The sequence below is a fragment of the Pseudomonas sp. 273 genome (assembly GCF_029201425.1).
GTDB classification, from domain to species: Bacteria; Pseudomonadota; Gammaproteobacteria; order Pseudomonadales; family Pseudomonadaceae; genus Pseudomonas; species Pseudomonas delhiensis.
The window spans coordinates 5,234,767-5,255,023 of the sequence record NZ_CP116775.1 but is presented as its reverse complement, the minus strand read 5'-3'; the positions used below and the strand labels follow the sequence as shown (position 1 = coordinate 5,255,023).

21 protein-coding genes are annotated in these 20,257 nt (G+C 66.9%); 7 read left to right on the top strand and 14 right to left on the bottom strand.

Going from position 1 to position 20,257, the window contains the following annotated elements:
- Window positions 1–30 precede the first annotated feature (30 nt).
- The 3 genes from PKO50_RS23935 to metG all read right to left on the bottom strand — a co-directional run bounded on the left by PKO50_RS23935 (window position 31) and on the right by metG (window position 3,666).
- Entirely contained in the window at window positions 31–1,149 is a 1,119-nt protein-coding gene (locus PKO50_RS23935; RefSeq protein ID WP_275627408.1) for a glutathionylspermidine synthase family protein, read from the bottom strand.
- Complete coding sequence (locus PKO50_RS23930) at window positions 1,149–1,469, bottom strand: hypothetical protein (RefSeq protein ID WP_109936029.1); 321 nt, start codon at window positions 1,467–1,469, stop codon at window positions 1,149–1,151. Before PKO50_RS23930 ends, PKO50_RS23935 begins: the two co-directional genes overlap by 1 nt.
- 163 nt (window positions 1,470–1,632) lie before the next feature.
- Window positions 1,633–3,666, bottom strand: coding sequence for a methionine--tRNA ligase (gene metG, locus PKO50_RS23925; RefSeq protein ID WP_275627407.1), 2,034 nt, complete (start codon window positions 3,664–3,666; stop codon window positions 1,633–1,635).
- Window positions 3,667–3,882: 216 nt separating this feature from the next.
- Between metG and apbC the strand changes: the two genes are divergently transcribed.
- Window positions 3,883–4,977 (top strand): iron-sulfur cluster carrier protein ApbC, encoded by a 1,095-nt coding sequence (gene apbC / locus PKO50_RS23920; protein WP_275627406.1) that lies wholly within the window; start codon window positions 3,883–3,885, stop codon window positions 4,975–4,977.
- A 96-nt stretch (window positions 4,978–5,073) separates the two neighbouring features.
- On the top strand, window positions 5,074–5,640 hold the full coding sequence (dcd, locus tag PKO50_RS23915; protein WP_109936026.1) for a dCTP deaminase: 567 nt from the start codon (window positions 5,074–5,076) through the stop codon (window positions 5,638–5,640).
- A 913-nt stretch (window positions 5,641–6,553) separates the two neighbouring features.
- Here the strand turns inward: dcd and PKO50_RS23910 are convergent.
- The 4 genes from PKO50_RS23910 to PKO50_RS23895 form a co-directional block, all read right to left on the bottom strand.
- Window positions 6,554–7,318, bottom strand: a complete 765-nt coding sequence (locus tag PKO50_RS23910) for an ATP-binding cassette domain-containing protein (protein ID WP_109936025.1) — start codon at window positions 7,316–7,318, stop codon at window positions 6,554–6,556.
- Between the two features lie 51 nt (window positions 7,319–7,369).
- Window positions 7,370–8,083 carry an ABC transporter permease gene (locus PKO50_RS23905; protein WP_089394089.1) on the bottom strand — a complete coding sequence of 238 codons (714 nt, stop codon included), beginning with the start codon at window positions 8,081–8,083 and terminating at the stop codon, window positions 7,370–7,372.
- The gene (locus PKO50_RS23900) at window positions 8,080–8,805 is read right to left on the bottom strand and encodes an ABC transporter permease (RefSeq protein WP_109936024.1); all 726 of its coding nucleotides are present in this window, start codon (window positions 8,803–8,805) and stop codon (window positions 8,080–8,082) included. Before PKO50_RS23900 ends, PKO50_RS23905 begins: the two co-directional genes overlap by 4 nt.
- An 82-nt stretch (window positions 8,806–8,887) precedes the next feature.
- Window positions 8,888–9,667: an ABC transporter substrate-binding protein gene (locus PKO50_RS23895; protein WP_109936023.1), complete on the bottom strand. Its 780-nt coding sequence runs from the start codon at window positions 9,665–9,667 to the stop codon at window positions 8,888–8,890.
- Between the two features lie 340 nt (window positions 9,668–10,007).
- Between PKO50_RS23895 and PKO50_RS23890 the strand changes: the two genes are divergently transcribed.
- Window positions 10,008–11,210, top strand: a complete 1,203-nt coding sequence (locus PKO50_RS23890) for an ISL3 family transposase (protein WP_275627212.1) — start codon at window positions 10,008–10,010, stop codon at window positions 11,208–11,210.
- Between the two features lie 97 nt (window positions 11,211–11,307).
- On the opposite strand, the gene PKO50_RS23885 is transcribed toward PKO50_RS23890, so the two are convergent.
- From PKO50_RS23885 to PKO50_RS23875, 3 genes are all read right to left on the bottom strand, one after another.
- Window positions 11,308–13,851, bottom strand: a complete 2,544-nt coding sequence (locus PKO50_RS23885; protein ID WP_275627405.1) for a penicillin acylase family protein — start codon at window positions 13,849–13,851, stop codon at window positions 11,308–11,310.
- An 833-nt stretch (window positions 13,852–14,684) separates the two neighbouring features.
- Window positions 14,685–14,876 (bottom strand): SEC-C metal-binding domain-containing protein, encoded by a 192-nt coding sequence (locus PKO50_RS23880; protein WP_009620699.1) that lies wholly within the window; start codon window positions 14,874–14,876, stop codon window positions 14,685–14,687.
- 7 nt (window positions 14,877–14,883) lie between these two features.
- Window positions 14,884–15,369: an LEA type 2 family protein gene (locus tag PKO50_RS23875; RefSeq protein WP_109936495.1), complete on the bottom strand. Its 486-nt coding sequence runs from the start codon at window positions 15,367–15,369 to the stop codon at window positions 14,884–14,886.
- Between the two features lie 124 nt (window positions 15,370–15,493).
- Here PKO50_RS23875 and PKO50_RS23870 point away from each other — a divergent pair, with 124 nt between their 5' ends.
- The gene (locus PKO50_RS23870) at window positions 15,494–16,033 is read left to right on the top strand and encodes a hypothetical protein (RefSeq protein ID WP_109936496.1); all 540 of its coding nucleotides are present in this window, start codon (window positions 15,494–15,496) and stop codon (window positions 16,031–16,033) included.
- 6 nt (window positions 16,034–16,039) lie between these two features.
- Here PKO50_RS23870 and PKO50_RS23865 read toward each other — a convergent pair whose 3' ends face one another.
- From PKO50_RS23865 to PKO50_RS23855, 3 genes are all read right to left on the bottom strand, one after another.
- Window positions 16,040–16,666: a trimeric intracellular cation channel family protein gene (locus PKO50_RS23865; RefSeq protein WP_109936497.1), complete on the bottom strand. Its 627-nt coding sequence runs from the start codon at window positions 16,664–16,666 to the stop codon at window positions 16,040–16,042.
- A 181-nt stretch (window positions 16,667–16,847) separates the two neighbouring features.
- Entirely contained in the window at window positions 16,848–17,321 is a 474-nt protein-coding gene (locus PKO50_RS23860) for a YchJ family protein (RefSeq protein WP_275627404.1), read from the bottom strand.
- 2 nt (window positions 17,322–17,323) lie between these two features.
- Window positions 17,324–17,812 (bottom strand): DUF6231 family protein, encoded by a 489-nt coding sequence (locus PKO50_RS23855; RefSeq protein WP_275627403.1) that lies wholly within the window; start codon window positions 17,810–17,812, stop codon window positions 17,324–17,326.
- A 140-nt stretch (window positions 17,813–17,952) separates the two neighbouring features.
- On the opposite strand from PKO50_RS23855, the gene PKO50_RS23850 reads away from it, so the two are divergent.
- The 3 genes from PKO50_RS23850 to PKO50_RS23840 all read left to right on the top strand — a co-directional run bounded on the left by PKO50_RS23850 (window position 17,953) and on the right by PKO50_RS23840 (window position 19,735).
- A complete protein-coding gene (locus PKO50_RS23850; protein WP_089394371.1) occupies window positions 17,953–18,579 on the top strand; it encodes an OmpA family protein in 627 nt (208 codons plus the stop codon).
- Window positions 18,580–18,702: 123 nt separating this feature from the next.
- Complete coding sequence (locus tag PKO50_RS23845; protein WP_109936500.1) at window positions 18,703–18,978, top strand: DUF1145 domain-containing protein; 276 nt, start codon at window positions 18,703–18,705, stop codon at window positions 18,976–18,978.
- Window positions 18,971–19,735 (top strand): collagen-like protein, encoded by a 765-nt coding sequence (locus PKO50_RS23840; protein ID WP_275627402.1) that lies wholly within the window; start codon window positions 18,971–18,973, stop codon window positions 19,733–19,735. Before PKO50_RS23845 ends, PKO50_RS23840 begins: the two co-directional genes overlap by 8 nt.
- A gap of 34 nt (window positions 19,736–19,769) precedes the next feature.
- Here PKO50_RS23840 and PKO50_RS23835 read toward each other — a convergent pair whose 3' ends face one another.
- The gene (locus PKO50_RS23835) at window positions 19,770–20,234 is read right to left on the bottom strand and encodes a CopD family protein (protein ID WP_275627401.1); all 465 of its coding nucleotides are present in this window, start codon (window positions 20,232–20,234) and stop codon (window positions 19,770–19,772) included.
- Window positions 20,235–20,257 lie beyond the last annotated feature (23 nt).

Genomic DNA, 20,257 nt, shown 5'->3' with positions numbered 1-20,257 from the left:
TCGCGGCGCGCTGCGGGCGCCGCCGTTGGTTCAGTCGATGAAGTAGTGCGGCACGAAGCGGCTGCTGTCGCGGGTGATGGGGCTGGCATCCTCGCGGATGCCCAGGCCCGCGGCCTGCTCGCCGACCACCCAGCAGCCGAGCACGGCGTGGTTGCCGGCGTATTCGGCCAGCGGCGCGTAGGCCTGGTAGATGCAGGGCGCGTCGCCGTGGGGGCCGTCGCTTTCCAGGCGCAGGTCGCCGGCGACGATGCGGATGTTCTCGCCCTCGCGGGAATACAGTGGCTTGCGCACGTAGGCACCGGGCAGGTCGTCGCGGAAGCTCGCCGGCAGCAGGTTCGGGTGGCCGGGGTTGAGCTGCCAGAGGATCGGCAGCATGGCCTTGCTCGACATCAGCAGCTTCCAGGCCGGTTCGACGAAGCGGGTGCCGCTGCGTTCGAGGTGCCGGCCGAAGTCGTCCTGCATCAGCCATTCCCAGGGGTAGAGCTTGAAGCAGTGGCGGATGTCCTGTTCGTACTGGTCGACGAAGGTGCCGCGCCCGGCGTGGTGGCCGATGAACTCCACGGGCAGGTAACGCGTCTGCAGGCCGGCCTGGCGCGCGGTGTCCTGCTGGTAGAGGGCGTTGCCGGTGTCTTCCTCGTGGCCGTCGATGGCGCAGAAGTGCACCGGGCCGTCCGGGGCGATGGCGCGCCAGCGCGCGATCAGCTTCTCGTGCAGCGAGTTGAACTGGTCGGCGGCGGGGTTCAGGTCGTTCAGCCAGTGCCACTGCACCACGCTGGCCTCCAGCAGGCCGGTGGGGGTGTCGGCGTTGTACTCCAGCAGCTTGGGCGCGCCGCTGCCGTTCCAGGAAAAATCGAAGCGCCCGTACAGGCTCGGGTCCTGGCGGCGCCAGGCGCGCACGGCTTCCTCGATGGCGGCCTCGGGCAGGGCGAAGGGGGCGAAGTGTTCGTGGGCGATCACCCAGTCCAGCGCTTCCAGGTAGCGCTGGTGCAGGTCTTCGCTCGCCGCTTCCAGCGTCTCGATCTGCTCCAGGGTGAATTCGTAGGCGACCGACTCGTCCCAGTAGCGGCCGTCGATGCTGTGGAAGGTGAAGCCGACCGACTCGCAGCGCTCGCGCCAGTCCGGCCGCGGCTCCATGGCCAGGCGTCGCATCAGCCGCCCCCGGAGAAGCGCGCCCCGGACGCGCCGAAGCCGCCGCGGGTGATGAGTTGCCGCGACTGCACCTGGAAGCTCTGCGCGGTGCGCGGGCGCGAGCCTTCCTCGTAGCTGGGGCCGTAGTAGCTGCGCCCGGCACTGCTGCCGCCGCTGGTGCTGCCGGAGGGTTCCGGCTCGCAGGCGCTGGGCGTGCTGCCCCAGTCCTTCAGGCAGTCTTCGCGGGTAGCGTAGCGGTCGCGGTACACCGGGTTGTGGTGGAGCATGGCCACGACCACGCTGCCGGTGAGCAGGGTGGCGACGACGTTGGATTTCTTCATGGCCGGCGGGCCGGGTGGTGGTGCGGGGGCATCGGCGGTTCCTTGCGCGGGGATGTCCTTTGGGGCGCAGCGAGTCTAGCGGGGCGCCGTGGCGGGCGGAAGTGAGGGCGTTGCGGAAACGACGACGCCGGCCCTGGGGCCGGCGTCGCGTGGGGTGGTCAGCTTACTTGACGCGCTGGCCCGGCTTGGCGCCGCTGTCGGGGCTGAGCAGGTAGATTTCCTCGCCGCCGGGGCCGGCGGCCAGGACCATGCCTTCGGAGACGCCGAACTTCATCTTGCGCGGGGCCAGGTTGGCCACGTACAGGGTCAGGCGGCCTTCGAGCTTGCTCGGGTCCGGGTAGGCGCTCTTGATGCCGGAGAACACGTTGCGCTTCTCGTCGCCGATATCCAGGGACAGGCGCAGCAGCTTGTCGGCGCCCTCGACGAACTCGCACTTCTCGATCAGCGCGATGCGCAGGTCGACGGCGGCGAAGGCGTCGAAGTTGATTTCCGCGGCCAGCGGGTCCTTGGTCAGTTCGCCATTGCCCTGGGGCTGGTTGGCGGCGGCGAGGTCTTCCTTGGAGGCTTCGATCATGGCTTCGATTTTCGCGGGCTCGATACGGGTCATCAGCGGGTTGAACGGGTTCAGTTGGTGGTTGGCCAGTAGGTTCTCGTGGTCGCTCCACTTCAGCGGGGCGACGTTGAGGAAGGCTTCGGCGGCCTCGGCCAGCTTCGGCAGCACCGGCTTGAGGAAGATCACCAACTGGCGGAACAGGTTCACGCCCAGGGCGCAGATGGCCTGGACCTCGGCCTGCTTGCCTTCCTGCTTGTTCAGCGCCCAGGGCGCCTTGTCGGCGATCCAGGCGTTGGCCTGGTCGGCCAGGGCCATGATCTCGCGCATGGCACGGCCGAAGTCGCGGGCCTCGTAGGCGGCGGCGATGCTCGGCGCGGCGCTCTGGAAGGATTCGACCAGTTCCGGCGCCGGGTTGGCGTCCACCAGCAGGCCGTTGTTGCCCTTTTGGATGAAGCCGGCGCAGCGGCTGGCGATGTTGACCACCTTGCCGACCAGGTCGGAGTTGACCTTCTGCACGAAGTCCTCGAGGTTCAGGTCGAGGTCGTCGACGCCGCGGCCCAGCTTGGCGGCGTAGTAGTAGCGCAGGTATTCCGGGTCCAGGTGGTCCAGGTAGGTGCGCGCCTTGACGAAGGTGCCGCGGGACTTGGACATCTTCTGGCCGTTGACGGTCAGGTAGCCGTGCACGTTCAGCGCGGTCGGCTTGCGGTAGCCGGCGCCTTCGAGCATGGCCGGCCAGAACAGCGCGTGGAAGTTGACGATGTCCTTGCCGATGAAGTGGTACAGCTCGGCCTTGGAATCCTTGTTCCAGTAGGCGTCGAAGTCCAGTTCCGGGCGGCGCGCGCAGAGGTTCTTGAAGCTGGCCATGTAGCCGATGGGCGCGTCCAGCCAGACGTAGAAATACTTGCCCGGGGCGTCGGGAATCTCGAAGCCGAAGTAGGGCGCGTCGCGGGAGATGTCCCACTCCTGCAGGCCGCTATCCAGCCACTCGGCGAGTTTGTTGGCCACCGACTCCTGCAGGGTGCCGCTGCGCGTCCACTGCTGCAGCATGGTCTGGAAGTCAGGCAGCTTGAAGAAGTAGTGCAGCGACTCCTTGAGCACCGGGGTGGCGCCGGAGATCGCCGATTTCGGGTCCTTCAGCTCGGTGGGCGCGTAGGTGGCGCCGCAGGCCTCGCAGTTGTCGCCGTACTGGTCGGCGGTGCCGCACTTCGGGCAGGTGCCCTTGATGAAGCGGTCGGCCAGGAACATCTGCTTTTCCGGGTCGAAGTACTGGGTCACCGGGCGCGTGGCGATGTGCCCGGCCTCGCGCAGCTTCAGGTAGATGGCCGAGGACAGCTCGCGGTTCTCTTGCGAGTGGGTCGAGTGGTAGTTGTCGAAGTCCACCAGGAAGTCGGCGAAGTCGCCCATGTGCTCGGCGCGCACGGCGTCGATCAGTTGCTCCGAGGTGATGCCCTCGCGCTCGGCGCGCAGCATGATGGCCGAGCCGTGGGCGTCGTCCGCGCAGACGTACACCGCCTGGTTGCCACGCATCTTCTGGAAACGCACCCAGATGTCGGTCTGGATGTACTCCAGCATGTGACCCAGGTGGATCGAGCCGTTGGCGTAGGGCAGGGCGCTGGTGACGAGGATCTGGCGGTTTTCGGACATGATGCTCAGGCCATTGGGGCAAAACGAGGGAAGTCGGTAACTATATAGGAAGCGGCAAGCTGCAAGCCACAACAGGCTACAGGCGGCAGGCCATAGGCTGCAGGCAGGAGCGAAGAGCGTTCGCTGCCTGCTGTTCGCCTGAAGCCTGCAGCCTGTAGCCTGCCGCTGCTGTTAGAATTCCCTCCTACCGTGCTCAGCCTTTTTTCGGGAGAACCCATGAGCGTCGTCACCCGCGCCACGGTGGAGGCCGTCCTCCGCCAGATCACCGACCCGCACACCGGCCAGAACCTGCTCGACGCCGGCTACCTGCGCGACCTCGACATCCAGGGCGGCCGCGTTGCCCTGGGCCTGGAGCTGGGCTACGCCTGCGGCCTGTTCAGGAACGGCCTGGCGCAGACCGTGCAGATGGCCCTGGAGGCCGCCGACGGGGTGGAGTCGGCCCAGGTGAAGGTGGATGTGAAGATCGCCGCGCACAAGGCCCAGGCCCAGGTGCCGGGCATGAGCAACGTCAAGAACATCATCGCCGTGGCCTCCGGCAAGGGCGGCGTGGGCAAGTCCACCACCGCCGCCAACCTGGCCCTGGCGCTGGCCCGCGAGGGCGCGCGGGTGGGCATCCTCGACGCCGACATCTACGGCCCCAGCCAGGGCATCATGTTCGGCATCGCCGAGGGCACCCGGCCGAAGGTGCGCGAGCAGAAGTGGTTCGTGCCGCTGGAGGCCCATGGCGTGGAAGTCATGTCCATGGCCTTCCTCACCGACGACAACACCCCGGTGGTATGGCGCGGGCCGATGGTCTCCGGCGCGCTGCTGCAGCTGATCACCCAGACCGCCTGGAACGACCTGGACTACCTGGTGATCGACATGCCGCCGGGCACTGGCGACATCCAGCTGACCCTGGCGCAGAAGGTCCCGGTGGCCGGCGCGGTGATCGTCACTACCCCGCAGGACCTGGCCCTGCTCGACGCCAGGAAGGGCGTGGAGATGTTCCGCAAGGTCAACATCCCGGTGCTGGGCGTGGTGGAGAACATGGCGGTGCACATCTGCTCCAACTGCGGCCACGCCGAGCACCTGTTCGGCGAGGGCGGCGGTGAGAAGCTGGCGGCGCAGTACGGCGTGGAGCTGCTGGCCTCGCTGCCGCTGTCCATGGCCATCCGCATGCAGGCCGACGGCGGCAAGCCGACGGTGATCGCCGACCCGGAAAGCCAACTGGCGATGATCTACCAGGAAATGGCCCGCTGCGTCGGTGCGCGCATCGCCCTGAGCGAGAAGGACGCGCCGGCCATGCCGAGCATCTCCATCAGCGAGGATTGACCCTGCGACAAGGCCGCCCGGCGCGCCCCTTTGCCGGGCGGCGCGCCTGCCGGTAAGATTCGCGTTTCATTTTTCAGCAGCTACGGGACGCCCGCCATGAGCATCAAATCGGACAAGTGGATTCGCCGCATGGCCCTGGAGCACGGGATGATCGAGCCCTTCGTCGAGCGCCAGGTACGCGGCGCCGATGACAGCCGGGTGATCTCCTACGGCGTCTCCAGCTACGGCTACGACGTGCGCTGCGCGGCCGAGTTCAAGGTGTTCACCAACATCCACTCGGCGGTGGTGGACCCGAAGAACTTCGACGAGAAGAGTTTCGTCGACATCAACAGCGACGTCTGCATCATCCCGCCGAACTCCTTCGCCCTGGCGCGCACCGTGGAATACTTCCGGATTCCCCGCGACGTGCTGACCATCTGCCTGGGCAAGAGTACCTACGCGCGCTGCGGCATCATCGTCAACGTCACACCGCTGGAACCGGAGTGGGAGGGCCACGTGACCCTGGAGTTTTCCAACACCACCAACCTGCCGGCGAAGATCTACGCCCATGAGGGCGTGGCGCAGATGCTGTTCCTGCAGTCGGACGAAGCCTGCGAGGTCTCCTATCGCGACCGCGGCGGCAAGTACCAGGGCCAGACCGGCGTGACCCTGCCCAAGGCCTGAGGCCGAAGGTGGATACGAGAAACCGGGCCATGGCCCGGTTTTTTGTTGCCTGGGGGCGGGGAGAGAGGGCGGCATGGCCCCCCTGTAGGAGCGCGCCCTGCGCGCGATTGCGGGCCAACCGGCTAGCGATGTCGCTGCCCGGCTGCTGCGGACAGCTCCCTCTCCCGCTTGCGGGAGAGGGCTGGGGAGAGGGCAATGGACTTCGACGACACACTGGTGCTGGGCTTGGCCCCGCTCCCCCTCCCTGACCCTCCCCCGCAAGCGGGAGAGGGGACCGTTGGGCAGAATGGGCGGCCACGCAGTCAGCCGGGGGGGGGCTGTTCGCGAGCAAGCTCGCTCCTACAAGAGCGGGCGGGTGTGCAGGATGCCTGTTTGGCCTCGCTTGACGCCGAACGGTCCCCTCTCCCGCTTGCGGGAGAGGGGACCGTTGGGCAGGACGAGGGGCCATGGAGTCAGCCGGTAGCTCCGTTCGCGAGCAAGCTCGCTCCTACGAGAGCGGGTAGCTCGGGTGTGCAGGATGACTGTTTGGCTTCGCTTGACGCCGAACGACTCCCTCTCCCGCTTGCGGGAGAGGGCTGGGGAGAGGGCAACGGACTTCGACGACACACTGGTGCTGGGCTTGGCTCCGCTCCCCCTCCCTAACCCTCCCCCGCAAGCGGGAGAGGGGGCCGTTGGGCAGAATGGGCGGCCATGCAGTCAGCCGGGGGCCTGTTCGCGAGCAAGCTCGCTCCTACAAGAGCGGGCGGGTGTGCAGGATGCCTGTTTGGCCTCGCTTGACGCCGAACGGCCCCCTCTCCCTTCAGGGAGAGGGCTGGGGAGAGGGCAACGGACTTCGACGATACGCCGGCGCCGGGCCTGGCTCCGTTCCCCCGCCCTTATCCTGTCGAGCCAGGGACGGACAACCGCGCCGACCTCACTTCAGGTTGCCACTGAGGAACTGCCGCAGCCGCTCGCTCTTCGGATGGCCCAGCACCTCCTGGGGCGGGCCCTGTTCCTCGACGCGGCCCTGGTGGAGGAACAGCACCTGGCTTGAGACCTCGCGGGCGAAGGCCATCTCGTGGGTCACCAGGATCATGGTGCGGCCTTCCTCGGCCAGGGCCTTGATGACCTTGAGCACCTCGCCCACCAGCTCCGGGTCCAGCGCCGAGGTGGGTTCGTCGAACAGCATGATCTCCGGCTCCATGGCCAGGGCGCGGGCGATGGCCACGCGCTGCTGCTGGCCGCCGGAGAGGAAGGCCGGGTACTTGTCCTCCACCTGCGCCGGCAGGCCGACCTTGGCCAGGTAGCTGCGCGCGCGCTCCTCGGCTTCCTTGCGCTCGATGCCCAGGACGCGGCGCGGGGCCAGGGTGATGTTCTCCAGTACCGTCAGGTGGCTCCACAGGTTGAAGTGCTGGAACACCATGGCCAGCCGGGTACGGATGCGCTGCAGCTGCGCCGCATCGGCCACGCGCATGCCGCCAGGGCTGGGGACCATGCGCACGACCTCGCCGTCCAGGCTCATGCTGCCTTCGTCGGGTTGTTCGAGGAAATTGATGCAGCGCAGGAAGGTGCTTTTGCCCGAGCCGCTGGCGCCGATCATGCTCACCACGTCGCCGGTGCGGGTTTCCAGGGAAACACCCTTGAGCACTTCGTTGTCGCCGTAGCGCTTGTACAGGCCTTCGATCTTCAGTGTGGTCATGGAGTCCTCGGGTGCGCCGGCCGCCCCCTGGCGGCCGTGGGTGGATGGGGTTCAGCCATGGCTGGGGCCGAGGAAGGCCAGCCAGCGGCGTTCGGCCAGGCGGAACAGGCCGACCAGGGTGAAGGAGGTCACCAGGTACAGCGCCGCGGCTATGCCGAAGGACTGGAAGGACAGGAAGGTGGCGGCGTTGGCGTCGCGGGCGACCTTCATGATGTCCGGCACCGTGGCGGTGAAGGCCACGGTGGTGGAGTGCAGCATGAGGATCACTTCGTTGCTGTAGTAGGGCAGCGAGCGGCGCAGCGCCGAGGGCATGATCACGTAGCGATACAGGCGCCAGCCGCTCAACCCGTAGGCATGGGCCGCCTCGACTTCGCCGTGGGCGATGTTGCGGATGGCCCCGGCGAAGATCTCGGTGGTGTAGGCGCAGGTGTTCAGGGCGAAGGCCAGCAGGGTGCAGTTCAGGCCGTTGCGGAAGAAGGCGTCGAGGATCGGCTGCTCGCGCACCGCCGCCACGCTGTAGATGCCGGTGTAGCAGACCAGCAGCTGGATGTAGAGCGGCGTGCCGCGGAACACGTAGGTGTAGAACTGCACCGGCCAGCGCACCAGCGGGTTGCGCGAGACGCGGGCGATGGACAGGGGGATGGCGAAGGTGAAGCCGAAGGCGATGGACACCGTCAGCAGCCAGAGCGTCATGGCCAGGCCGGTGATGTGGTAGCCGTCGGTCCAGAGGAAGGCCTTGCCGTACTGCTGCAGCAACTCGATCATCGCAGGGCCTCGCGCACGCCGATGGCATAGCGGCGCTCAAGGGCGTTGAGCACGATGTTGGAAACGGTGGTGAAAAGCAGGTAGATGGCCGCCGCCACCAGCAGGAAGAACAGCAGCCGGTAGCTGCTCTTGCCGGCGTCCTGGGCCGCGCGCACCACGTCGGAGAGGCCGATGATGGAGACCAGCGCGGTGGACTTGATCAGCACCATCCAGTTGTTGCCCAGGCCTGGCAGGGCGAAGCGCATCAACTGCGGGAAGAGCACGAAGCGGAAGCGCTGCAGGCGCGTCAGGCCGAAGGCGCTGGCGGCTTCCAGCTGTCCGCGCGGCACGGCGAGGATGGCCCCGCGGAAGGTTTCGGTGAAGTAGGCGCCGTAGATGAAGCCGAGGGTGATGATGCCGGCGCTGAAGGGGTCGATCTCGATGTAGTCCCAGTCCATGTAGTCGGTGATGTCGGCCAGCCAGGTCTGCAGGCTGTAGAAGATCAGCAGCATCAGCACCAGGTCGGGCACGCCACGGATCAGCGTGGTGTAGGCGATGGCGGGGAAGCGCAGCAGCCTCGAGCCGGACAGCTTGGCGCTGGCGCCGAGCAGGCCCAGCAGCACCGACAGCAGCAGCGAGCAGATCGACAGCTTGACGGTCATCCAGGTGCCGTCGAGGAGGATGGAGCCGTAACCCTTGAGGCTCATGTTCTCGGCCAGAGTCCGGAAGAAGTCCTGGAGCATGCGCAGGAAACTCCTTGTGCCTTGTCAGCAGAATAGACCGCCCCCGGCCGCCTTGGCGGCGGCCGGGGGCGGCGGGCGCGGGTCAGTCGTTGTAGATGTCGATGTCGCCGAAGTATTTCTTCTGCAGCTTGTCGTAGGTGCCGTCGGCGTGGATCGCCTTGATGCCCTTGTTGATCATCTCGCGCAGTTCGTTGTTGCCCTTCTTGATGCCGATGGCGATGTCGGCCGGCATCAGCGGGTCATGCACCGGCTTGCTGATCTCGAAGCCCTTGCCCTGGTCGGTGGTGAGGAAGCCCTGCTCGGCCTGCAGCATGTCCTGCAGCGAGACGTCCAGGCGCCCGGACACCAGGTCGGCGTAGACCTGGTCCTGGTTCTGGTAGCTCTTCACGTTGACCCCGGCCGGCTCCAGCTTGGCCTTGGCGAAGGTTTCCTGGATGGTGCCCTGCTCGACGCCGACGGTCTTGCCCTTGAGGGATTCGGCGGTGGCCTCCAGGCCCGAGCCCTTCTTGCTGATCATCGCGGTGGGGCTGGTGAACAGCTTGTCGCTGAAGTCGATTTCCTTCTGGCGCGCCTCGGTGACGGTCATCGAGGAGATCACGCCATCGAACTTGCGAGCCTTCAGGCCCGGGATCATGCCGTCGAAGTCGTTGGCCATCCATACGCACTTGACCTTCAGGTGCGCGCAGATGGCGTTGCCCAGGTCGATGTCGAAGCCGACCAGGCTGCCGTCCGGCGCCTTGGACTCGAAGGGCGCGTAGGACGGGTCGGTGGCGAAGCGGATTTCTTTCCATTCCTTGGCCTGCAAGGCTCCGGCGCCAGCCAGCAGCACCAGGGCGGAGAGGGTTAGCCATGCTTTTTTCATCGGTTGGAATCCTTGGTGGTTGATTCAAGCAGTGGAACGAAAGGCATAACATCAATGTGACAGCAAGTTTCGAACCAGGGGCGCAACCACGGGCCTCGGCGGTAGGAGGCGGACGACAGGCGCGTTCCTACGACAGGTATAGCAGCCGGTCGGGGAAGCGATGCCCCGTTACGGGGCGAGGGGGCGGGGCTTTCGGTAACAGCCTGGTGCGCCGGTTGTGGCGCAGGCACCAAAAAAGAAAGGTTCTTCGCGGAGTCTGGGGAAAGAGCGGATTGACAGTCAGGGAAGCGGGTAGATTGGCAGTCGCCAAACGAACCAACCCCCACCCCCTGCTGTCGCCGTGCATCCTATTGATCTTGCTGCTTTCTGGCCAGGCTACGAAGTCATCGCCTGCCACCCATCTGCCGACAGCACCCTGCTGATCGAGCTCAAGCCTCACGCCAGCGCTGTCCCCAAATGCGGGCGCTGCGGTCAGGCCAGTCCATTAATCCACGAACGGCGGATTCGCCGGGTGCGTGATCGTGATCTGTTCGACCAGCGCGTCCTGCTCCAACTGCCGGTGCGCCGCGTCGACTGCCTGCGCTGTGGTCGGGTGACCGAGCGGATCGACTGGCTGGAGCCAGCGTCGCGCTTGACCCAGCGCTTGCGCATCTGGCTCGAGGCTTTGCTGCAATTACTGCCCATCAGTCACGTCAGTCGCCTCGTCGGTCTGCATTGGCACACGCTCAAGCAACTCGACAAACGTCGTCTAGAGGCCGCAGTCGGTGCTTTCGAGCCGGGTGACGTTCGCCGCCTGGTGATGGACGAGTTCGCTCTTCACAAAGGACATCGTTACGCCACCGTGATCATGGATGCGCAGCGGACACGCGTGCTGTGGGTCGGGCATGGCAACAGCCGCGAGGCGATTCAGCCGTTCTTCGAACTGCTCGGTGAGCGCTGCCAGCAAATCGAGGCCGTGGCGATGGACATGAACACCGCCTTCGATCTGGAAGTAAAACAGCATTGCCCCCGTGCCGAAGTGGTCTACGACCTATTCCACGTGGTGGCTCGCTATGGCCGGGAGGTGATCGACCGCATCCGTGTCGATCAGGCCAACGCGCTACGCCAGGACAAAGCGGCACGCAAGGTAATCAAGCAGAGTCGTTGGTTGCTGCTGCGCAATCGCGAAAACCTCAAGGATCAGCAAGCCGTGCAGTTGCAGGAAATCCTCGAGGCCAACCAGCCACTGGCCACGGTCTACGTGCTCAAGGATGCGCTCAAGGAAATCTGGTACGCCCCCAGCGTGCGGGAGGGTTGGCGCCGCTGGCGGGACTGGTTGCGCCACGCCAGGGACAGTGGCCTGGCCCCGCTGCAACGCTTCGCTCGCAATCTGCGCAAATACGCCCGAGGCATCCTGGCCAGCGCTCGCTTCCCCATGCACACCAGCCTGCTGGAAGGGGTAAACAACCGCATCAAGGTGATCAAGCGCATGGCCTATGGCTTCAGGGACTCCGCCTACTTCTTCCTGAAAATCAAGGCCGCCTTCCCCGGGAAAGCGCGATGAACCAAAAGAAAGGCACCCGAGGGTGCCTTCAAGATGATCATGGAGTAAGTCGACAGTTATGAGTCGGCGGCGCGGCGGAAGTTCCCGCGCCGGCCGACTATTTCTGCGGCACCAGGGTCAGGCGCTTGCTGCCGTAGACGCGGTCGAGGTTCTGGCTCTGGAACGGGAAGCTCATGTAGTCGCCCTTCAGCCAGGCGTCGATGCCGTCGGCATAGTGCGGGCTGGCCGGGTTGCCGGACTGGCCGCTGCTGTTGAGGCCCAGCATGGGCTCGCTCTGGCCGAAGTCGACGACGATGCGCATGGCCGGGATCAGCCAGGTGTCGAAGTCCTGGCCCCAGGCGTAGGCGGAAACGTTCAGCGTGCTGTGGTCGCCGCCGGCGGGGTAGGGGCCGCGGTCCAGGTAGCCCTTGATCGCCCCCAGGCTGGCGCGCTGGCCGGCGTCCAGGTAGGGCGCCATCTTGGTGCTGTCGCTGACCCAGTCGTAGGTGTGCAGCTTGCCCCACTGCCAGGCGCGGCGGTCGGCGCCGAGCTTCTGTTCGCAGAAGGCGGTGGCGGCAGCCAGGCTGCGGGCGAGGATGGCTGGCTTGTCTTCCTTCTGCGGGGTCTTCACGTCGTCCCAGAACGGGCTGTCGTCGCGGCCCAGCAGGTGGTCGGCCTGGGCCGAGTAGGAAAGGTCGGCGTTCTGCACGAAGGCCTTCCAGGCCGGGCTGTCTTCCGGGCCCAGTTCGTCGAGGAAGATCTGCCGGGCGCTTTCCTGTAGGAAGGCTTCGTAGAGGGCGGCATCGGCGGAAGTGGCGGAGAGCTTGCCGTCGAAGGCCATCAGCCGGTCCAGGGCCTCGCGGGCGAGCTCGCGCTGGCCGGCGGGCAGGGCCTGGATCGCCTGCTTCAACGGCCCGGCCATGCCGGGCGCGTCGAGCATGCCCTGCAGCTTGGCGGCGAAGGGCGTGGTCTGGTCGTACTGCATGGCGATCATGCTGCGCGCGTCGTGGCGGTTGCTGGCGTTCGCCAGCTGGGCGATGCGCTCGGCACGCTCGGGGTAGTACCAGGAGCTGGACAGCTGCGCGCCATAGCCGGGTTGCACGGTGCGGTTGTTGGCGGTGCCCAGCCAGCCTTGCTGCGGGTCCTGGTCGGACGGGTGGAGGATCGGGTCGGCGTAGCCGTCCCAGTCGTAGCGCCCGTCCCAGCCCGGGGAGGGCAGCAGGCCGCGGCCGTCCTTGCGGTTGGGGAAGCGCCCGGTGACCTGCCAGCCGATGTGCTTCTCGTCGGCGAACACGATGTTCAGCGGCATGGCGCGGATTTCGCGGGTGGCGTCGAAGGCTTGCTCGACGCTCCTGGCCCGCGACAGGTCGAAGAAGGCATCCAGGCTTTTGTCCGACACCGCCTGGATGCTCTGGTAGGCCAGGCCGTAGCCGCTGGACAGCGGCAGCGGCTGCAGGTCGTTCTTCTTCGCGCCGAGCAGGGCGCTGTTGAGCAGCGGGCCGTGGCGGGTCTCGTAGATGGTCTCGCGCACTGGGCGCTGGCCCTTGACGAAGAAGGTCTCGACGCGCTCGCGGGCCGGCTTCCACTGGCCGTCGGCCAGGTAGTAGAGCTTGCCGCCCTGGCGCCGCACCTGTTCGAGGAAGACGTCCTGGTTGTCGCCCATGACCATGGTCATGCCCCAGGCCAGCTTGCCGTTGAAGCCAGCCACCACCCCGGGCACGCCGGCGATGGTGACGCCGGCGGCGGTGTATTTCGGCGAGCGGACCTGCATGAAGTTCCAGATCGACGGCATCGACAGCGGCAGGTGGGTGTCGTTGGCCAGCAGGCTCTTGCCGCTGCGGCTGCGCTGCGGGGCGATGGCCCAGTTGTTGGAGGCGGCCACGCCGAGCATCTGCAGGCTGGCCACCGCCTCGGCGGCGCCGCCCACCTCGGCCAGGCCGGGAATCTGCCCGGCGAGCTTCAGGCCCTTGAGCTTGTCGGCCTCGGCGAAGGGCAGCTCCTCGTCCGGGTAGATGGGCGTGAGCCAGGCGAGCTTCTCGGCGCCGACCTTCTGTGCCAGCGCCAGGGAATCCAGCTCCTCCTGCAGGTTCACCGCCAGGCCGAAGTTGAGCAGGGCGAAGACCAGCGCGGAGTCCTCCGGCTTCCAGTATTCCGGGCGGTAGCCGGACTCGGCGATGTCCATTGGCAGTTTGTCGCGGTAACGGAACAGGTAGGCATTGACGCCGCGCGCATAGGTCTCGAAGAAGCGCTTCAGCCTCGGCGAGGCGCCGGCGTAGAGGGCATTGGCGGACTGCTTGAGATTGACCGTGCGCATGAACCGGTCGATCTCCAGGGCGCCCGGCCCGACCATCTCCGACAGCCGCCCCTGGGCCATCAGGCGCAGGCCGACCATCTGGCTGATGCGGTCGCTGGCATGCACGTAGCCCATGGCGAAGAGCGCGTCGTGGAAGGTGCTGGTCTCGATCAGCGGCATGCCCAGGGCATTGCGGCGCACCGACACGCTTTCGGCCAGGCCCTTGAGCGGCTGCACGCCGGAGGTCGGCGGCAGGCTGTCGGCGTAGCGGTCGTTCAGCCAGGTCTGACAGCCTGCCAGGCTGACAGCGGCGCTGAGGGCGGCGGCGAGGCCGAATCGGGGAAGCGGGCGGAAGGCTCGCGAGGCCATGGAAGCGTGCTCCTGCACAGGGCTTGCGGAAAGCCGCTACGTTAGTGAGGCACGCCCCTTCGCGCAAGCCGCGGGAGCAGGGAATTCGCGGGGTGTGGAGGGCCGGGAGGGCAGGTGAGGATGTTCGCGAAGGGGAGCGCTCCACAGGGTAGCCCGGTGCGTCCGGCGAGCCAATCGCGGACGGAGTCCGCTCCTACGCCCGTGCGTCTCTGGAACCGTAGGAGACTCCGTTCGCGATTTGGCGGATAACGCCGTAGGCGTTATGCGCCCTACGGACTATCGCGAACGCGGGGAGCCAGGGTTCGCGAGCAAGCTCGCTCCTACGAAGAGCAGTGCCGCTCTTGATTTTAGATTTCCAGAGAAATATCCGAGCGCACCGGAACGCCCCTTCAGAAGGCCGAGCGAAACCGGCGCTCAGGAGGTCATGCGACATGGATGTCGCTAGAGCCCCGATCAGCACAGGGACGTGCTGTCGGGGCGGGCCTCCGTGGCGGGGGAATTCGCGAGGGTAGCCCGGCTTCATCGGGCCCGTATGTCGGGGCAAGCCTTTTTGGTTACTTTTGTGGCGATTGACAAAAGTGACTCGCCCGAGGGGGCGAAACGAGAGACATCAACGCACTCGGAGCGGCGCGCTACACCCAAACCTGACATCTTTTTTGGGGCCCGCGTTCGCGGGAATGACAAGGTCAAGGGAGGAGCGAGAGGGCAAGGTTCGCGAGCAAGCTCGCTCCTACAGGGGCTTTTGTTCCAGCCGGGTACGAAAACGCCGTTCCCCCCTCACGGAAGAAACGGCGTTCTCGCCTAGCCCACCCGCGCCAGGCGGGGTCAGCGCCTCAGGCGCCGTGGCACTTCTTGAACTTGGCGCCGCTGCCGCAGGGGCAGGGGTCGTTGCGGCCAACGTCCTTCAGCGGGTTGCGCACCGGCTCGTGGCTGTGGTTGCAGTGCGGGCCGTGCACGTGGTGGTGATGGTCATGATCATGGTCGTGATTGCAGTCGGGACCATGCACATGGGGTTCCTGGCTCATGGGTGCCTCACTCCGGGATGAAATCGCCGGGGATTATCTCGCCATTGCGCGCGATATGCACGGTGCGGCCGAACAGCAGGCCGGTCTTCACCTCGCCTTCGAGGCGGTACTTGATCGGCTTGTCGGGGGTTTCCAGCAACTTGACGATGTACTTCATGTGCCGCCAGAGGTTGGTGTTCACCGGCACCTCGAAGTTCTGCCGGCCGTTGGCGGGCACGGTGAACCACAGGCTGGACTCGCCTTCGGCCAGGTCGACGTCGTTGAGCTTGACCTTGTAGGCCAGGCCGCGCACCGGCAGGCTGAAGTCGTTCGGATTGTCGATACGGAAGTGCAGTGTGAATTGTTGCTCAAGCAGGCGGGCCTTCACCACGTCCACTTTCATCAGCTTCACGTCGGGGCTTTCGAAGCTGCCGGTCATCCAGCTGCAGCCGGAGAGAAGCGCGAAAACCCAGACTAGGCTGATAATTCTTATCGTTTGCGCCTGATAATTCATGTCAGTCCCCAAGACGCCCCAGTGTACCAAGCGGCTGCTTGGCCGCAAGTTGTTGTTACGTTAAAAGAAGTTGTCCCATACTGGGCCGGCCCTCGGCAGACGGGCAAACACAGGAGTGTGATGGATGAGCCGTTACGAAATCGTCTTTTCCGGTCAGACGCTTCCAGGCGCCGATCCGGAAGCGGTGAAGGCCAACCTGGCCAAGCTGTTCCAGGCCGATGCGCAACGCATCGCCCTGCTGTTTTCCGGCCGCCGCCTGGTGCTGAAGAATAACCTCGACGCGGCCGCTGCCGACAAGTACCGCGGCGCTCTGGAACGGGCCGGCGCGCAGGTCGAGGTGGTGGACATGGCCCCCGCGGTGGAGGAGATCGAGCTGGCTCCGCCGCCGGCCGAGCCCGCAGCAGCACCGGCCGCGGCCACCCCGGGGCGCCTGAAGGTGGCCCCGCGCGACGAATACATGGCGGCTTTCGCCGAGGTGGACGCACCGGACTTCGGCCTGGCCCCCGTGGGCGCGGACCTGCAGGACGACAGGGCCGAGCCGCGAGCGCCGCAGGTCGACCTCAGCCAGTTCAGCCTGGCCCCGGTGGGCAGCGACATGGGCCAGGCCAAGCCGGACCCCGCCGCGCCCGCGCCCGACACCAGCCACCTGAAGCTGGCCGACTGAGCGCGCTCAGCCGTTCTGCTGGGGGTCGTCCTTGTAGACGAACTTGGGCATTTCCCAGTGGAAACGGATCGCCAGCAGGCGGAACAGGAAGCCGGCGAACAGGGTGATCAGCATGGCCTGCTCGTTGGGCAGCTCCAGCTGGATGCAGATCAGGTAGCACCAGGCGCTGGCGAAGGACACGCTGGCGTACAGCTCGCGGCGGAAGATCAGCGGCACGTCGTTGCAGAAGATGTCGCGCAGGATGCCGCCGAACACTCCGGTGATCACCCCGCTGACCGCGGCGATCAGCAGGCTGTGGCCCACCTCCAGGCCGACCTGGCAGCCGATCAGGGTGAAGGCCACCAGGCCAATGGCGTCGAGCACCAGGAACAGCGAGCGCAGGTGGCGCATCAGCGGTGCGATGAACACCGTGACCAGTGCAGCACCGGCGGTGAGTACCAGGTACTCCGGGTGGCGCACCCAGGTCAGCGGGTAGTGCCCCAGCAGCATGTCGCGCATCGAGCCGCCGCCCAGCGCAGTGACGCAGGCCACCAGCACCACGCCGAACAGGTCCATGCTGCGGCGCCCGGCGGAAAGCGCGCCGGTCATGGCCTCGGCGGTGATGGCGATGATGTAGAGAACGGTCAGCAGCATGGCGGGGCCCGCGAAAAAGCGCGCATTCTAGCCGAAGGGCCCGGTGCACCCAATGGGTGCACGCAGTCTCCCTCGTTACGCTGACGTAGGATGGGTTGAGTGCGATACCCATCACCATGACCGCATGGGTATCGCTTCGCTCAACCCATCCTACGAGGCATGCCTCGGTGCATTTGCCGCATCAGCCGATCCACGGCCCGCAGCATTTCTTCAGCTTGCCGCCGGCGCCGCACGGGCAGGGATCGTTGCGTCCGAGCTTGAGCGGCACCGTCGGGTCGAGGAAGTACCAGCGGCCGTCGCGCTGGACGAAGCCGGAACATTCGCGGTGGCTGTGCTCGCCGTTGGCGTCGTGCCAGCGCGCGGTGAAGGTCACCCGCGCGTGCTCCGGCGTGCCGCCGAGCACCTCGTGGCCTTCCACCTCCAGGCCCAGCCAGGTGCTGCCCAGGCTCCAGGCGCGGATGGCGTCCAGGTCCAGGCCGGCCTGCTGGGCCGGCAGCGTGGTGTCGCGCAGGTAGTCCACCAGGCCCAGGGCGTAGGCGCTATAGCGCGAGCGCATCAGCGCCTCGGCGGTGGCCGCCGGCTGGCCGGCGTGCAGGCGGCCGCAGCAGTCCGCCAGGGACAGGCCGCTTCCGCAGGGGCAGCTGGGCTCGGTCATGGTCACCACCAGTACTTGCCGAAGTTTTCCGGGTTGGCCCAGAACTTGGCGTTCAGCCAATCCGGGACCTGCTTGTATTCACGCAGATCATAGGTGAACAGCGTGAGTGTCTGATCGTCGCGCTGGAAGCGTTCGCTGGCCTGCATGCCCAGGGCATAGAAGTCGATCTCGGCGACGCCGGCCTCGGCCAGGTCGACCAGCACGGCGACGCGGCTGCTGTTGAGGTTGCGGATGCCGCCGACCAGTTGCAGCGCCGCGCGGCGCTCCAGGTGTTCCAGGCAGTCGGCCAGCAGCGCCAGGTCGTAGCGCTGCGCCGCCAGTTCCGCCGGCAGGGCGCCCGCGGCGGCGCCGTGCACCTGGCAGTCGGGGTGGGCCTGGCGGAAGGCTTCCACGGCGGGGATGCCTTGGGCGCCTACCAGCAGCAGGCGTTGCGGGGCGTAGCGGTCGAGCAGGGCGGCCAGCGCCTGCTGGGGCGTGCGATCGGAAATCATCGGTGTGCGCAAACTCTCGTTCGGAATGCGCAGAGACTAGCCTGTGAACCCCTTCATGGCCTAGTGCTGGCGTATTCGTGCATCGCCGTCTTTACTCGGTAATTGTCGGTTCAGACCCATCTCACAGGAGAGACTGATATATGAGCATCAAAAGGACCGCTTTACCCCTGCTGCTGGTAAGCACGCTGCTCACCGGTTGCGCAGGGTTGCAGAAGTCCGACTGGCCGACCTGCGCTTTGGTCGGCGGTGTAGGGGGCGCTGGCCTGGGCTCCATCGAGAGCAGTGCCTGGGCGGGTTGGGGCGCGCTGATCGGCGGCGTGCTCGGCGCGTCCTACTGCTGGGTTCATGGCGAAGGCGAGAAGGTGGTCGAAGCGCCGCCGCCCGCACCGGCTCCCGAACCGGCTCCGTTGCCGAAGGAAGAGACCATCGTGGTCAGGGACCTGCACTTCGCCTTCGACTCGTCGAAGATCGACAACCGTGACAAGGACAAGCTCGACACCATCGCCACCCGCCTGAAAGGCGAGGCTTCCACCACCACGCTGGACATCTCCGGCCACACCGACAGCGTCGGCACCGACGCCTACAACCAGAAACTGTCCGAACGCCGCGCCCACGCGGTGGCCGACTACCTGGTCGATGCCGGTGTATCCGCCAGCAGCATCAAGTCGGTGGAAGGCTACGGCGAAAGCAAACCGGTCGCCGACAACAAGACCAAGGAAGGCCGCGCGGAAAACCGTCGCGTGGAGATCCTGATCAAGCGCCAGTGACATCCGGCGTGCGTTGAAGCGAAGGGGGCCGTTGGGCCCCCTTCGTGTTTGCGCGGCAGGCTATGGCATCGTCACCCGCCTCCGGGGTATGGTGCCGGCACAAGAAATCGGGGGAGCATCTTCATGAAGGCTTTCGTAGGGCTGGGCAAGGTCGTTGCCCTGTTGTTCTGGCTGGCGGTGCTGGCCAATCTGCTGCATTCCTTCGCCCATCCGTTCGCGACCCTGCTGCAGGTCGCCGGGGGCCTCGTCCTGCTGATCCACATTGTCGAACTGCTGGCGCTCGGCGCGCGCCTGAAGGGGCGGGCGCACCCCTGGCTGGACCGCATCCAGGTCCTGCTGTTCGGCGTCTTCCATTTCCTCTCGCTGCCGGCCCAGGCCAAGGAGGGCAGCCATGCGTAAGCTGCTGCTGGGCCTGATGCTGCTGGCGCCGATCGAGGCCGCCAGCGCGGCTTCCGTGCAGGTGGAGGCCAATACCGTGCTGCGCCTGCCGGTGAAGGGTGAGTCCCTGAGCCTGGAGCACGTCCGCGTGGCGGAGGGCGGCGCGCTGCTGATCCCGTCGCGGGTGAAGGTGCTGCACATCGACGAACTCGACCTGCAGAAGAATGCCCGACTGGGTGTGTTCCCCGGCGAGCAGCCGCTGCGTATCGAGGTCGTCCACGGCACCCTGGCCGACGGCAGCGTGATCGCCGCCCAGGGCGCTTCCGGCAGCTTCCACCGCCCGGCCAGCCCGGGGCGCACCCTGACCCTGCGCCTGCAGGACGTGCAGGTGGAGAACCTGATGGTCGACGTACGGGGCGGCGTCGGTGCGCCGGGCTACGACGGCCTCGACGGCGCCAGCGCGCGCAGCGGCGGCTGCCTGTGGGGTGGCGCGCAGCAGGGCGGCGACGGCCAGGATGCCGGTGATGGCCAGACCGGCGGCGCCGGCGGCGTGGTGCGCCTGGAGGTGCCCCAGCAATTCCCCGTGGAACAGGTGAAGGTGCGCCTGGAAGGCGGCGCCGGCGGTGCCCCGGGCAAGCCGGGCAAGGCCGGCGCGCGCAGCGGCGAGAAGGGTTGCCTGCTGTACTCGGTGGACGGCGGCAAGGCCGGCCACGACGGCGGGGCCGGCAAGGCCGGCCCCGGTGGTGCCCAGGGCCGCCTGGACGTGGTGCGCTTCTGAACCCGGCCGGCGCGGGCCCGGCCCGCGCCAGTACCTACCAGTGCGGGCGCGCGGCGACTATCGCCACCAGCGCCAGGCCCAGCAGCAGGTTGCTGCCCACGGTGCGGCGGATGCGCCCCAGCACCGCGCCGCCGGCGGGCCAGTCGGCCGCCTCGATGGCGCGGCGCAGCTCCGGCAACTGCAGCGCCTGCACCCGCAGGAACAGCGCCAGCATGGCCACGTACAGCCCCATCATCACCTGCACGTAGCGCGGCGCGCCGGCCACGCCGTTGAAGCTCAGCTGCAACATGCCGATACCGGTTACCGGCAGCACCAGCACCGCCACCCAGACCCACGCGAAGAAGCGCCGGAACACCTCGCTCCACAGCTTCAGCCGCGCCGGCGCATCCAGCGCGGCGACGGCCGCCGGGCGCAGGATCACCCAGGCGAAGAACATGCCCCCGACCCAGACCAGGGCGGCCAGGACGTGCAGGGCGTAGACGGGGGCAAAGGCGGTCATTCGGCGATCTCCGCTGGCGGTTG

Excerpts from the sequence above, each read along its gene's own strand:
- PKO50_RS23850 (WP_089394371.1), top strand. The coding sequence starts at position 17,953 with ATGAGCATCAAAAGGACCGCTTTACCCCTGCTGCTGGTAAGCACGCTG.
- PKO50_RS23840 (WP_275627402.1), top strand. The coding sequence starts at position 18,971 with ATGCGTAAGCTGCTGCTGGGCCTGATGCTGCTGGCGCCGATCGAGGCC.
- PKO50_RS23895 (WP_109936023.1), bottom strand. The coding sequence starts at position 9,667 with ATGAAAAAAGCATGGCTAACCCTCTCCGCCCTGGTGCTGCTGGCTGGC.
- PKO50_RS23880 (WP_009620699.1), bottom strand. The coding sequence starts at position 14,876 with ATGAGCCAGGAACCCCATGTGCATGGTCCCGACTGCAATCACGACCAT.
- PKO50_RS23855 (WP_275627403.1), bottom strand. The coding sequence starts at position 17,812 with ATGATTTCCGATCGCACGCCCCAGCAGGCGCTGGCCGCCCTGCTCGAC.
- PKO50_RS23905 (WP_089394089.1), bottom strand. The coding sequence starts at position 8,083 with ATGATCGAGTTGCTGCAGCAGTACGGCAAGGCCTTCCTCTGGACCGAC.
- PKO50_RS23845 (WP_109936500.1), top strand. The coding sequence starts at position 18,703 with ATGAAGGCTTTCGTAGGGCTGGGCAAGGTCGTTGCCCTGTTGTTCTGG.
- metG (WP_275627407.1), bottom strand. The coding sequence starts at position 3,666 with ATGTCCGAAAACCGCCAGATCCTCGTCACCAGCGCCCTGCCCTACGCC.
- PKO50_RS23935 (WP_275627408.1), bottom strand. The coding sequence starts at position 1,149 with ATGCGACGCCTGGCCATGGAGCCGCGGCCGGACTGGCGCGAGCGCTGC.
- apbC (WP_275627406.1), top strand. The coding sequence starts at position 3,883 with ATGAGCGTCGTCACCCGCGCCACGGTGGAGGCCGTCCTCCGCCAGATC.
- PKO50_RS23910 (WP_109936025.1), bottom strand. The coding sequence starts at position 7,318 with ATGACCACACTGAAGATCGAAGGCCTGTACAAGCGCTACGGCGACAAC.
- PKO50_RS23885 (WP_275627405.1), bottom strand. The coding sequence starts at position 13,851 with ATGGCCTCGCGAGCCTTCCGCCCGCTTCCCCGATTCGGCCTCGCCGCC.
- PKO50_RS23870 (WP_109936496.1), top strand. The coding sequence starts at position 15,494 with ATGAGCCGTTACGAAATCGTCTTTTCCGGTCAGACGCTTCCAGGCGCC.
- PKO50_RS23875 (WP_109936495.1), bottom strand. The coding sequence starts at position 15,369 with ATGAATTATCAGGCGCAAACGATAAGAATTATCAGCCTAGTCTGGGTT.
- PKO50_RS23860 (WP_275627404.1), bottom strand. The coding sequence starts at position 17,321 with ATGACCGAGCCCAGCTGCCCCTGCGGAAGCGGCCTGTCCCTGGCGGAC.
- PKO50_RS23835 (WP_275627401.1), bottom strand. The coding sequence starts at position 20,234 with ATGACCGCCTTTGCCCCCGTCTACGCCCTGCACGTCCTGGCCGCCCTG.
- PKO50_RS23930 (WP_109936029.1), bottom strand. The coding sequence starts at position 1,469 with ATGAAGAAATCCAACGTCGTCGCCACCCTGCTCACCGGCAGCGTGGTC.
- dcd (WP_109936026.1), top strand. The coding sequence starts at position 5,074 with ATGAGCATCAAATCGGACAAGTGGATTCGCCGCATGGCCCTGGAGCAC.
- PKO50_RS23865 (WP_109936497.1), bottom strand. The coding sequence starts at position 16,666 with ATGCTGCTGACCGTTCTCTACATCATCGCCATCACCGCCGAGGCCATG.
- PKO50_RS23900 (WP_109936024.1), bottom strand. The coding sequence starts at position 8,805 with ATGCTCCAGGACTTCTTCCGGACTCTGGCCGAGAACATGAGCCTCAAG.